We start from the raw sequence: 12,893 nt of genomic DNA on the forward strand, positions 1-12,893 counted from the left end.
CGGGAGGTCGGCGCGGAGCGGGGGAACGACAGCGTGACGAGGATCGACGACGTGGCCCGGCTGGCCGGGGTCTCCACCGCCACCGTCTCCCGGGCGTTGCGCGGCCTGCCGACGGTGTCGGCCGCCACGCGCCGCCGGGTGCTCGCCGCCGCCGAACAGCTCCAGTACGCGGTCTCGCCGAGCGCGTCCCGGCTGGCCGGCGGCCGGACCGGCACGGTCGCCGTGGTGGTGCCCCGGATCACCCGCTGGTTCTTCAGCACCGTCGTGGAGGCGGTCGAGGAGTTCCTCCACCAGGCCGGCTACGACCTGCTGCTCTACAACCTCGGCGGGCGCGAGCAGGTCCGGCAACGGGTGCTGCGTACCGCCAACCTGCACAAGCGGGTCGACGCGATCATGCTGGTCGCCACCCCGCTGCGACCGGCCGACCTGACCGCCCTGGCCGAGCTGGACCTGCCCGGCATCACCATCAGCTCCGGCAGCACGGTGCCCGGCTGGCCCTGCGTCCGGATCGACGACGTGGCGGCGGCCCGGACGGCCACCCGGCACCTGCTCGACCTCGGCCACCGGCGGATCGCCCACATCTCCGGCGATCCGACCGACGAACTGGCGTTCACCACCCACACCGACCGTCGTCGGGGCTACCAGGAGGCGCTGCGCCACGCCGGTCTGCGCCCCGACCCCAGCCTGGACATGGAGTCGCAGTTCACCATCGCCGGGGGCAACCAGGCGACCACCGAGCTGCTGGCCCGGGGCGAACCGCCGACGGCGATCTTCGCGGCCTGCGACGAGATCGCGATGGGCGCGCTGACCGCGCTGCGCGACGCCGGGCTGCGGGTTCCGCAGGACGTCAGCGTGATCGGCGTGGACGACCACGACCTGTCCGGCGTGCTCGGGTTGAGCACCATCGCCCAGCCCGCCGCCGAACAGGGCCGGCTCGCCGCCCGACTGCTGCTCGACCCGCTGGTCGCCGGCACCGTCGAGCCGTACGCCGGCCGGGTGCCCACCCCCCGCGGAGCCGGTGCCGACGACGCCACGACGAGCCCGCCGGTGATCCTGCCCACTCGACTGGTGGTACGGGAATCGACCGCGCCGCCCCGGGCACACTGAACGGATTCGACCGCACGGTCCGGCAGGACGCGACCGGCTCGACACGACACCCGGCTCGACACAGGGAGAAGGCTCTGAACACCGACGCGAGGCAGCAGGACCAGTCCGTGGGCGTGCCCCCCGGCTGGTGGACCGAGGCCGTCATCTACCAGATCTACCCGCGTTCCTTCGCCGACTCCGACGGCGACGGCATCGGTGACCTGCCCGGCATCACGGCCCGGTTGGGCCACCTGGCCGAGCTGGGCGTCGACGCCGTCTGGCTGTCCCCGTTCTACCCGTCGCCGCAGGCCGACGCCGGGTACGACGTCGCCGACTACCGCGACGTCGACCCGCTGTTCGGGAGCCTGGCGGACGCCGACACGCTGATCGCCGAGGCCCGGGCCAAGGGGTTGAAGGTCATCGTCGACCTGGTGCCCAACCACACCTCGTCGGCGCACCGGTGGTTCCAGGCCGCCGTCGCCGCCGCCCCCGGCAGCCCGGAACGGGACCGGTACGTCTTCCGCGACGGCCTCGGCCCGGACGGCGCGGAACCGCCGAACGACTGGCAGAGCGTCTTCGGCGGTCCCGCCTGGACCCGGCTCGTCGAGCCCGACGGCCGGCCCGGCCAGTGGTACCTGCACCTGTTCGACACCGCCCAGCCGGACCTCAACTGGGACAACCCGGAGATCCGCGCCGAGTTCCTCGACGTGCTCCGGTTCTGGCTGGACCGGGGCGTCGACGGCTTCCGGGTGGACGTGGCGCACGGCCTGATCAAGCAGGCCGACCTGGCCAACTGGGAGGAGCCGCAGGAGATCCTCTCCGGCAACGAGGCGGACAAGCCCCGCCCGCCCATGTGGGACCAGGACGGCGTGCACGAGATCTACCGGGACTGGCGGCGGGTGCTGGACTCCTACGACGGCGACCGGATCCTGGTCGCCGAGGCGTGGGTGGAGCCGGCCGAGCGGATCGCCCGCTACGTCCGCCCCGACGAGATGCACCAGGCGTTCAACTTCGAGTACCTGCTCGCCGCGTGGACGGCCCCCGCCCAGTACGCGGTGATCACCCGCTCGCTGGAGGCCACCGACGCCGTCGGCGCCCCCACCACCTGGGTGCTCTCCAACCACGACGTCATCCGGCACGCCTCCCGGATGGGCCTGTCGGCCAAGGGCGGCCGACCCAACGGCATCGGCATCGGCGACCCGCAGCCGGACGCCGCGCTGGGCCTGCGCCGGGCCAGGGCGGCCACCCTGCTGATGCTGGCCCTGCCCGGCTCGGCCTACCTCTACCAGGGCGAGGAGCTGGGGCTCCCGGAGCACACCACGCTGCCCGACGAGGCCCGGCAGGACCCGACCTGGGAACGCAGCGGGCACACCCAGCGCGGCCGGGACGGCTGCCGGGTGCCGATCCCGTGGGAGGCCGACGCCCCGTCGTACGGCTTCGGCCCGACCGACGCCAGCTGGCTGCCGCAGCCGTCGCTGTGGGCCGAGTACGCGCTGGACCGGCAGCAGGGGGTGGCCGGCTCGACCTACGAGACGTACCGCACCGCGTTGCGGCTGCGCCGCGAGCACGGCCTGGGGCGGGGCACCCTGGAATGGCTCTCCTCCGGCGACGAGACGCTGGTCTTCCGCAACGGCGGACTGACCGTGCTGACCAACTTCGGGGCCGCCGCGGTGCCGCCGCCGGCCGGGGAGCTGCTGCACGGCAGCGCCCCGCTGGACGCCGACGGCCGGGTGCCCACCGACGTGACGGTCTGGGTCCGCCACTGACCGACTCGCCGGTCGAGGCACCGGCACGGCGCTGAACCCGTGCCGGTGCCTCGACCGGGTGCGGCGCCTGGCCGGTGCCATTGCCCGGCCCCCGTTGCAGGGCGCCCGGCCGCTGCCAGCACGGCGAGTGGGGCCGGTGCTGGGCCAGGGGCCAGGGGGCAGGCGCGGAGCGCTCGGCCGCTGCCGCTGTGGGGCTGGCGCCGGTGGGTCGGTGTCGGGCGGCAGGTGAACCCGCGGAACGTGGCACCTCGGTAGTGCCGGTCGCATCCTTTCGAGCTGATGACGTTAACGACTCACGGGTGGGAGTCGGTGGCCAGGCTCGACCCATGATCAAGTTGCCGGATTGCAGACGACACGCCGGCGAGAGTGCTTCAAATCGCAATAGGATCTTGAAGCTCCATAGCCGGCTTCCGAAGTGCGGTCCGCCACCACTCCAGCCCTGACCCAGCCCGCCGGTCGACCGGTACACCAGTCGACCGGCGGGCTCCGCCTTGACAGGTGATTCGTCAACGTCATCAGCTCGAAAGGATGCGACCGGGTAACCATGGCCTCCCGGAAGCGACGGTGAAGAGGCCCGCACGTCGCCCGACGGCAGACGTTGAGGCCCGCGGGCGCGACCGACGTATCCATGGTCCCGGAAGGCGACCGTGACGAATCCGCACACCGCCGGGGGCATTCGCCGACGGCTGCGAAGCGCCGCGCGGCAGTCGTGCCAGACCAGCCCAAACGAGCCAGACCAGCCAGACCGACGCGGGAGGTGGTTCAGTGGCGGTCGGCGCGGTGGTGCAGCAGCTCGCGTACCGCCTCGATGTCGTGCGGCGAGGTGCGGGAGGCCAGCCAGTACATCAGCCCGGTGGGGATGAAGAAGAGCTGGAACGCGGCCAGCCCGACGGCGTAGTTGAGCGGCGGCGGGAAGGCCGCCCGCAGGCTGTGGAAGACCGCCCCGACCAGCCCGTTGCCGGCCGCCCGACCGACCCCGTTCACCAGGTTGCCCAGGCTGTACACGGTGCCCCGGTGCTCGGGCGGGTTGACGTCGGCGATCAGGGCGAACCAGTTCGGCGAGTTCGCCGAGGTCAGCGCCAACGCCAGCAGGGCGGTCAGCAGGCTCAGCCCGACCGTCGGCTCGGTCACCACGCTGGCCAGCACGGCACCCACCACCGCGCCGGTGCCGCCTCCGTCGGGCACGTCGATCCGGATCGGCACGAAGAACAGCACCAGGTAGAACGGCAGCGCCGCGAGCACACCCACCGCCGCGACCAGCGCCCGGCCCCTCGGGGTACGCCGTTGCAGCGCGTCCCCGACCAGCCCGCCGACGATGGAGAACACCCCGCCGAGCTGGAAGAGGGTGGCGAAGACGCTGCCCACCACCACCGCCGTCGCCGCCGAGTAGCCCTGCTCCTGCGCCCGCTCGGCGAACAGCACCGGCAGCCACACCAGCGAGCCGAACGCCGCCTGCGCGGTGAGCCCCTGGAGGATCAGCCACCGGTTGGTCCGCCGGCCCAGGATGCGCGGCAGGTCGGCCCGGGTGATCCGGTAGTCGTACTCGACGCCGGCGTCGATCGCCCCGGCCAGCTCCGGCTCGCTCTGCCCGCGCCGGATGTCGTACGTCAGCAGGTAGGCCACCGTGGCGGCCAGGCCGACCACGGTGAGCAGCAGGAACGGGCGTCGCCAGTCGGCGGCGCCGAGCAGCCCGCCGGTGAGCGTGCCGGCCAGCGTGCCGACCCCCTGGGACAGCCCCCAGAAGCTCATCACCAGGCCCCGTCGGCGCGGCGAGATCAGATCGGTGACCACGGAGAACCCGACCGAGCCGACCGCGCCCAACCCGACCGCGGCGACCAGTTGCGCGGCGAGGAAGGTCGGGAAGCCGGTGGCGAGCGCGCTGCCGCCGGTGCCGGCCGCCCAGACCAGCGTGCCCACCATCAGCAGCGGCTTGCGGTTGCCCCGGTCCCCGACGTACGCCCAGCCCACCGCCGCGACCGCGCTGACCAGGAAGCTCACCGCCGTGACCAGGCCGAGCATCCGCTGCGGCACCCCCAGCGCGCCGGAGATCGGCCCGTACAACGGGGGCACCAGGCCGATCGCCACGTTGTCCAGCGAGGCGAGCACCACGAACACCACGACGCTGTAGATGCGGTGCGCCGCGTTCCCGCGCCGGGGGAACCTGCTACCGGTCATGTCCGGCAGCCAACCAGGTGGGGCTGCCGGTCCCACGAGCGCCCCCGCCGGAGCGGCGGCACCGCCCCGGTGACCGGCCCACCGGGGGCGGCCCCGGTCGTCGACCGGTGACCGACCCCCGTGCGTCGGTCACCGGCCGGCGACGTCGTTCGGGGGACTCACTCCCCGGCCGCGCCCACCTCGTCGGGCTTCCCGGCCGGGGCGACCCGGTCGAGGACGTGGTCGCGGGCCTCGGCGTACCGCTGCCGGATGGCGGGGACGGGCTCCGCCACGTACTCCTCGGTGTCCTGCACCGCCCAGGTGGGCGGCTGCTCCCCGCCCAGGGCGACCCAGGCGGCCTGGCGGGCCGCGCCGTCCGCGACATACTCCCCGGGCGGGGGGACGACCACCGGACGGCCGAAGACCTGCGGTGCGATCCGGCGGACCGCTGCCGAGCGGGCCCCGCCGCCGACCAGGATCACCCGCTCGACCGTGGCCCCCTGGGCGACCAGCGCGTCGAGCCCGTCGGCCAGCGCGCAGAGCATCCCCTCCACCGCCGCCCGGGCCAGGTGGGCCGGGGTGGCGGTGCGCAGGGTCAGCCCGTGCACCGAGCCGGTGGCGGTGGGGCGGTCCGGGGTCCGCTCCCCCTCCAGATAGGGCACCATGACCAGGCCGTCCGCCCCGGGCGGGGCGTCCAGTGCCAGCGCGGACAGCTCGTCGAGGTCGACGCCGAGCAGCGTCGCCGCCGAGTCGAGCACCCGGGCCGCGTTGAGCGTGCAGACCAGCGGCAGGAACCGGCCCGTCGCGTCGGCGAAGCCGGCCACCGCGCCACCGGCGTCGGCGGCCGGGGTGTCCGCCACCGCGAAGACCGTGCCGGAGGTGCCGATCGAGACCACCACGTCGCCCGGACCGGCCCCCACGCCCAGCGCGGCTGCGGCGTTGTCCCCGGTGCCGGGGCCGAGCACGATCTCCCCGGTGTCGGTGCCGGGCCGGATCTCCCCGCTGCCGGGGCCGGCGGCCCCGACCGGGGCCGCCGGGCCGGCGGGCAGGACGGCCGGGTCGAGCACGCCGGCCCGCTCGGCCGGGCCGAGCACCGTGGGCACCTCGACGACCCGACCGAACGCCTTCTCCAGCAGGTCGGGGCGGTACTGACCGGTCGCCGGGGACCAGTAGCCGGTGCCACTGGCGTCGCCCCGGTCGGTGCGCAGCGCCGCCAGGCCGGGGGCACCCGCCAACCGCCAGGTCAGCCAGTCGTGCGGCAGGCAGACGGCGGCGACCCGGTCGGCGTGCTCCGGCTCGTGCCGGGCCAGCCAGCGCAGCTTGGTGGCGGTGAAGCTGGCCACCGGGACCAGGCCGACCGCGTCGGCCCAGAACCGGCGGCCGGTCTCCCCGTCGCCGGCCTCGGCGATCAGCTCCCGGGCGGCGTCGGCCGACCGGGTGTCGTTCCACAGCAGCGCCGGCCGGACCACCTCGCCCGACCCGTCCAGGCAGACCATGCCGTGCTGCTGGCCGGCGACCGACACGGCCACCACGTCGGCCAGCCCGCCGGCCGCCTCGACGGCGGCCAGCAGGGCATCCCACCAGGCCCGTGGGTCGACCTCGGTGCCGTCCGGGTGCGGCGCGCGGCCCTGCCGGACCAGCGCGCCGGTCTCGGCGTCCCGGATCACCACCTTGCAGGACTGGGTGGACGAGTCCACCCCGGCGACGAGCGGCATGCCGGCCCGCCTCAGCGTGCGCCGAGCAGGTGCTCGACGGCGAGCTGGTTGAGCCGGACGAAGCCGAAGCCCTTGGCGGCCGTCGCGTCCACGTCGAACTCCTCGAACGCGGACCGGTCGGCGAGCAGCCCGGCGTAGCCCTCACCCTCGCCCAGCGTGGGGCTGGCCAGCTCGCCGACCTTGCTGGCGGCGAGCGCCTCGACCACCTCCGGGTCGGCCCGGAACGCCGCGGCCCGCTCCTTGAGCAGCAGGTAGGTCGCCATGTTGGCCTCGGCCGACGCCCACACCCCGGCGATGTCCTCGGTGCGGGAGGGCTTGTAGTCGAAGTGACGCGGGCCGTCGTACGCCGGGCCGCCGTTGAGGCCGCCGTTCTCCAGCAGGTCGACCAGGGCGAACGCGTTCATCAGGTCACCGTGGCCGAAGACCAGGTCCTGGTCGTACTTGATGCCCCGCTGGCCGTTGAGGTCGAGGTGGAACAGCTTGCCCTGCCAGAGCGCCTGGGCGATGCCGTGGGCGTAGTTGAGGCCGGCCATCTGCTCGTGCCCGACCTCCGGGTTGAGGCCGACCATCTCGGGGCGCTCCAGCTCGGAGATGAACGCCAGCGCGTGGCCGACGGTGGGGAGCAGGATGTCACCGCGCGGCTCGTTCGGCTTGGGCTCGATGGCGAACCGCAGGTCGTAGCCCTGGTCGACGACGTACTGGCAGAGCACGTCGACGGCCTCGCGGTAGCGGTCCAGCGCGGCCCGGATGTCCTTGGCCACGTCGTACTCGGAGCCCTCCCGGCCGCCCCACATGACGAAGGTCTTGGCACCCAGGTCGGCGGCGAGGTCGACGTTGCGCAGCACCTTGCGCAGCGCGTAGCGGCGGACGTCGCGGTCGTTGCTGGTGAAGCCGCCGTCCTTGAACACCGGGTGGGTGAAGAGGTTGGTGGTGACCATCGGCACGACCAGGCCGGTCTCGTCGAGCGCCTTGCGGAACCGGGCGAGCTGGGCCTCCCGGGCGGCGTTGTCGGCGCCGAACGGGATCAGGTCGTCGTCGTGGAAGGTGATGCCGTACGCGCCCAGCTCGGCGAGCCGGTGCACCGCCTCGACGGCGTCCAGCTCGGGGCGGGTGGCGTCACCGAACGGGTCACGGGCCTGCCAGCCCACCGTCCAGAGCCCGAAGGAGAACTTGTCGGCGGGAGTGGGACGGGGTGCCATGGCAGACCTCCGGTAATGATGGTGGCGGTGGTGTGGTGACGCAATTTGTTCAGTGGTTGAATTAAATGGCCGGGCTGTGGCACTGTCAAGGGGTGACCGACACCCGGACCGCCGGCGCGGTCCGCCAGGGAAGCCTGCGCGAACTCAACCTCGCCGTGGTGCTGCGGCGGATCGCCAACACCGCCCGGCCGCCCTCCCGGGCCGAGATCGCTGCCGACACCGGACTGACCCGGGCCACCGTGTCGGCCGTCGTCGACGACCTCATCGCCGGCCGACTGGTCACCGAGGCCGACCCCGCGCCCCGCACCGGCGCCGGCCGACCCGCCCGCGGGCTGCTGCTCGGCGACACCGGCCCGGCCGGGCTCGGCCTCGAGGTCAACGTCGACTACCTGGCCGCCTGCGTGGTCGACCTCACCGGAGCGGTCCGGCACCACGAGGTACGCCGGCTCGACCTGCGCCCGCTCTCCCCCGCCGACGCGCTCACCGCCCTGGTCGCCCTGGCCCGGCGGGCGCACGCCGTCGCCGACGCCGCCGGGCTCGGACTGGCCGGGGCGGCCCTGGCCGTGCCGGGGCTGGTCGACTCCCGGGGGCTGGTCCGGCTCGCCCCCAACCTCGGCTGGCGGGACGTCGACGTGCCGGCCCTGCTCGCCGGTCACCCCGCCCTCACCGCCCCGGTCGACGGGGTGCCGCCGCTGGTGGTGGAGAACGAGGCGAACCTCGCCGCGCTGGGCGAACTGCACGCCCGCCCGGGCGGACCGGAGAGTTTCCTGCACGTCTCCGGCGAGATCGGCATCGGTGCCGGGATCGTGCTCGACGGTGCGCTGTTCCGGGGCTCGCGGGGCTGGAGCGGCGAGCTGGGCCACGTACCGGTGGATCCGGGCGGCCCCACCTGTCGCTGCGGCGCCCGGGGCTGCCTGGAGACGTACGCCGGGCAGGAGGCCGTGCTGGCGGCGGCCGGGCTGGCCGGCGCGGACCTGCCCGCCGACACCGCCGCCCACCGGCTGGCCGACCTGGCCGGTTCCGGCGATCCGGCCACGCTCGCCGCGCTCCGGTCCGCCGGCACCGCCCTCGGGGTCGCCGTCTCCGGCGTGGTGAACCTGCTCGACCTGGACACCGTCGTGCTCGGCGGCGGATACGCGACCCTCGCGCCGTGGCTGTGCCCGCCGGTGCTGGCCGAACTCGACGACCGGGTGCTCACCAGCGGCTGGTCCCCGGTGACGGTCCGTCCGGCGGCGCTCGGTGCCGAGTCCGCCGCCGTCGGCGGGGCCGGTTCGGTGGTCCGTCGGATCATCGCCCGCCCCTCCGGGTGGCTGTCCCGCCCCGGCTGAACCCACCGGGTGCTGGGCGATCGTCGCCCCGCCTCGGTACGCTTTCCCTCCGGCAACGATTTTCCACCGAGGAGAGCACTTCCAGCATGCGCAAAGGTCGACAGGCCGACGCGCCCGGCCACCGGCGGTGACGGCGACCCACCGGGACGGGTCCGTCGGCCCGGTGAGCGCAGCCGCCCGGACGGCGCGTACGCCGGCCGACCCGCCACCGGGCCGACCGGCACCGAACGACCCGCACCTCGCCCGTGAGCTGCTCGACGGCCTCGCCGAGGCGGTGCTCACCACCGACCACGCCGGGCGGGTCACCCTGACCAACGCGATGGCCGGACGGCTGCTCCCGGAGCTGCCCCCCGGCACCGACCTGGCCCGTGGCGGCGTGCCGGCACTCGCCCGGGCGGTCGCCCAGGGCACCGGGACGTTCGACGCCGAGCACCACGGCCGCCGGTTACGGGGCACCTGCCGTCCCCTGGCCGCCGGTGGCTACGCCTGGTACGTGCGGGACGTCACCGACGACCAGGCCCGTGCCGACGCGCTGCTCGCCGAACGGCACCGCACCGCGTTCCTGGCCCGCGCCGGCAGCCGGCTCGGCCTCTCCCTGCACCGGGAGCAGACGTTGCAGGCCGTGGTCACCCTGCCGGTGCCCTACCTGGCAGACGCCGCACTGGTCGTGCACCGCCCTCCGCACGCCGGCGGAGACCCGCCGAGCTGGCTCCGGTACACCGACGGCGAACCCGGCCCGGTCGAGGTGCCCGGCGGCGCGGAGCTGGCCGGTGCGGTCCCCCGGCTCGGCGAGGCGCTCGGGGGCGAGACCACCGGTGCTCCCTGGCTCGACACCGACCCGGCGGCGCTGGACACCGTGCTGCCGACGACCTTCGGCCGCCCCGCCGCCGTACTCGTCGCCCCGATGCCCAGCGCCGGCGGGCCGGTCGGCGCGTTGCTCCTGGTCCGCCGGGCGGACCGGGCCGGCTTCGACCAGCGCGACATCGGCCTGGTCAGGGAGTTCACCGCCCGCGCCGGGTCGGCGATCGCCGCCGCCGAGCTCTACGGCGAGCAGGCGCACCTGGCCAGGGTGCTCCAGCACAGCCTGCTGCCGCCGCGGCTGCCCCGGGTGCCGGGGGTCACCCTCGCCGGCGGTTACCGGGCCGCCGGGGACACCCTGCGGATCGGCGGCGACTTCTACGAGGTCTTCCCCACCGCCACCGGCGCGCTGTTCGCCCTCGGGGACGTCTGCGGCAAGGGGGTCGGCGCGGCCGTGCTCACCGGTCGGGTCCGCCAGTCGTTGCAGACCCTGCGGCTGGTCGAGCAGCGCCCCCGGGAACTCGTCGAACTGCTCAACCGGGCGCTGTTCGACTTCCCCGACACCGCCCGGCGCGGGCAGTTCACCACCCTGCTGCTGGGCACCACCGAGCCGGAGCCCGGCGGTGGTGTGCTGGTCCGCGTCGCCGGTGGTGGGCACCCGTCCCCGCTGGTGGTGCGCGCCGACGGGAGCGTGGTCGAGGTCCGGGTGGGCGGAATGCCGATCGGGGCGTTCGCCTCGGCGACCTTCGCCCAGGCCGAGGTCCGGCTCGCCCCGGGGGAGCTGCTGTTGGCGTACACCGACGGGGTGACCGAGGCCCGCGGCGGCGCGGCGGCGGTCGAGATGTTCGGTGAGCACCGGTTGCGCCGGGCGCTCGCCACCCTCTCCGGGCTGCCGCCCGGCACCGTGGTCGACCGGCTGTTGCGCCTGGTCGACGAGTGGCTGGGCGGAGAGAGCCGCGACGACATCGCGATGCTGGCCATCTGCGCGGCCGACGGTGCCTGACCGGCTCCGTCGGGGTCAGGCCGAGCGGACCGCCGACGGGTCGGACGGACCGGGGTCAGGCCGAGCGGACCGCCGACGGGCCGGACGGACCGGGGTCAGGCCGAGCGGACCGCCGACGGGCCGTCCGGGGAACGGCGGGGACGGACCGGCGGGGGTGCCGCCGTCCGGAAGTCGGCCACCGGGCCGGTGCCCCGCCTGCGCGCCCGCGCCACCCGGTCGAACTCCACCAGACCGTGCAGCAACGCCTGTCGTCCCTCGCCGCTCATCTCGGCCAGCACCTCGGCGAGCCGCTGCCGGCGGTCCCGGCGCAACTCGGCGAGGAGGCGAGCCGCCTCCGGGGTCAGGTGCAGGGCGATCTCCCGCCGGTCCACCCGACCCGGCTCCCGCTCCAACATGCCGGCGGCGACCAACCGGTCGCAGAGCCGGCTCGCCGACGAGAGCAGCATGTCCAGCAGGGTGGCGAGCCGGCGCAGGTTGATCCCGTCGTGCCGTTCGACCGCCATGACGGCGCGCAGCTGCGCGCTGGACAGCCGGCTGGTGGTGCTCTCCCGGGCCGCCTCCCAGACCGACAGCAGGGCTCCCGTCGCGGCGTCCAGCTCGGCGACCATACTCACGTCTGGTCCGTGCGGACCATTTTCTTCGGCCATGGTGAGCTTGAGACTACCCCCCTTACCAGGGGATCTACGCTGTCAGGAGGCGTGATGACCAGCGGAGGCGAGGCCCAGGCCCGCCGGGTGCTGACCGAGGCACCGGCGGACCTGTTGCTGGACCGGCTCGCCGACGAGCTGGCACGGTCCCACCGGATCACCGGGGTGGAGCTGTTCCAGGTCGACTACCGGCTGTCGGTGCTGCTGCCGCTCGGGGACGGCGAGCCGCTGACCGCACCCGGCCACCCGGCCTGGCGCTGCTTCGACCACCAGCAGCCGGTGCTCGTCGACGGCACCGGCTGGTTCCCGGTCGGGATGCGGGGTGAACGGCGCGGAGTGCTGCGGTTGAGCCCGGTGCCGGACGACCGGACGACCGTCGGGGAGCTGACCCGCATCGCCACCGCCCTGGGGCACGAGCTGGCCGCGGTCACCGCCGGCACCGACGTCTACCGCGCCTCCCGCCGGGCCCGCCGGCTCACCCTGGCCGCCGAGATGCAGTGGGAGCTGCTGCCGGGGCGCAGTCGGGACCGGCCCTCGTTCCGCCTCGCCGGCCAGCTCGAACCGGCGTACGCGGTGCGCGGGGACAGCTTCGACTGGTCCGACGACGGTGACCGGTTGTGGTTGTCGACCATCAACGGCACGGGTGAGGGGGTGGCCGCCTCGATGCTCACCGCGCTGGCCACCCACGCCCTGCGCAACGCGCGCCGGGGCGGGCTCGACCTCGCCGACCAGGTCGCCCTGGCCGACCAGGCGATCTACGCCCTGCACCGGGGCGAGCAGCACCTGTCCGCCCTGGTGATGGAGCTGGACCTGGCCTCCGGGGTGTTGACGGTGGTGGACGCCGGCTCGCCGAGGCTGGTGCTGCTGCGGGGCGGCGAGGTCAGCGAGCAGACGCTGGACAAGCAGTTCCCGCTGGGCATGTTCGAGGACACCGACTACCGGGCGCAGCGCTTCGACCTGCGCCGTGACGACCGGCTCTTCGTGCTCAGCGACGGTGTGATCGACGCGACCGACCAGCACGTCCGCTACGGGGAGACGGCGCTGGACCGTTTCCTGCGGCGGACCGGCCCGATGACGCCGTTGGACGCGGTCCGCTCGCTCATCGGCGACCTGCGTGCCTTCGTCGCCGGTGACCTGATCGACGACGCGGTGGTGGTCTGCCTGGACTGGACCGGCCCGCAGCCGTGAACCGGTCCG

The 12,893-nt window shown here is 74.7% G+C and carries 9 protein-coding genes; 5 read left to right on the forward strand and 4 right to left on the reverse strand.

Translation table 11 applies throughout. The annotated features are described in order from the left end of the window. The first annotated feature begins 33 nt into the window (after positions 1-33). Positions 34-1,107, forward strand: coding sequence for a LacI family DNA-binding transcriptional regulator (locus tag O7625_RS01215; protein ID WP_282346767.1), 1,074 nt, complete (start codon positions 34-36; stop codon positions 1,105-1,107). A 113-nt stretch (positions 1,108-1,220) separates the two neighbouring features. Then, positions 1,221-2,852: a glycoside hydrolase family 13 protein gene (locus O7625_RS01220; RefSeq protein WP_089004361.1), complete on the forward strand. Its 1,632-nt coding sequence runs from the start codon at positions 1,221-1,223 to the stop codon at positions 2,850-2,852. A gap of 762 nt (positions 2,853-3,614) precedes the next feature. Here O7625_RS01220 and O7625_RS01225 read toward each other — a convergent pair. From O7625_RS01225 to xylA, 3 genes are all read right to left on the reverse strand, one after another. Continuing rightward, positions 3,615-5,027 (reverse strand): MFS transporter, encoded by a 1,413-nt coding sequence (locus tag O7625_RS01225; RefSeq protein WP_282343673.1) that lies wholly within the window; start codon positions 5,025-5,027, stop codon positions 3,615-3,617. Positions 5,028-5,185: 158 nt separating this feature from the next. After that, a complete protein-coding gene (xylB, locus tag O7625_RS01230; protein WP_282343675.1) occupies positions 5,186-6,721 on the reverse strand; it encodes a xylulokinase in 1,536 nt (511 codons plus the stop codon). A gap of 11 nt (positions 6,722-6,732) precedes the next feature. Beyond that, a complete protein-coding gene (gene xylA / locus O7625_RS01235) occupies positions 6,733-7,920 on the reverse strand; it encodes a xylose isomerase (RefSeq protein ID WP_282343677.1) in 1,188 nt (395 codons plus the stop codon). Positions 7,921-7,985: 65 nt separating this feature from the next. On the opposite strand from xylA, the gene O7625_RS01240 reads away from it, so the two are divergent. Next, the gene (locus O7625_RS01240; RefSeq protein WP_282343678.1) at positions 7,986-9,248 is read left to right on the forward strand and encodes an ROK family protein; all 1,263 of its coding nucleotides are present in this window, start codon (positions 7,986-7,988) and stop codon (positions 9,246-9,248) included. A 163-nt stretch (positions 9,249-9,411) separates the two neighbouring features. After that, on the forward strand, positions 9,412-11,049 hold the full coding sequence (locus tag O7625_RS01245) for a PP2C family protein-serine/threonine phosphatase (RefSeq protein ID WP_282343679.1): 1,638 nt from the start codon (positions 9,412-9,414) through the stop codon (positions 11,047-11,049). Positions 11,050-11,144: 95 nt separating this feature from the next. Here the strand turns inward: O7625_RS01245 and O7625_RS01250 are convergent, their stop codons facing one another. Continuing rightward, a complete protein-coding gene (locus tag O7625_RS01250) occupies positions 11,145-11,657 on the reverse strand; it encodes a MarR family transcriptional regulator (RefSeq protein WP_282346768.1) in 513 nt (170 codons plus the stop codon). Positions 11,658-11,750: 93 nt separating this feature from the next. Between O7625_RS01250 and O7625_RS01255 the strand changes: the two genes are divergently transcribed. Beyond that, positions 11,751-12,884 carry a PP2C family protein-serine/threonine phosphatase gene (locus tag O7625_RS01255; RefSeq protein WP_067302985.1) on the forward strand — a complete coding sequence of 378 codons (1,134 nt, stop codon included), beginning with the start codon at positions 11,751-11,753 and terminating at the stop codon, positions 12,882-12,884. Positions 12,885-12,893 lie beyond the last annotated feature (9 nt).

It is taken from the genome of Micromonospora sp. WMMD714 (genome assembly GCF_029581315.1).
Lineage (GTDB): Bacteria > Actinomycetota > Actinomycetes > Mycobacteriales > Micromonosporaceae > Micromonospora > Micromonospora rifamycinica.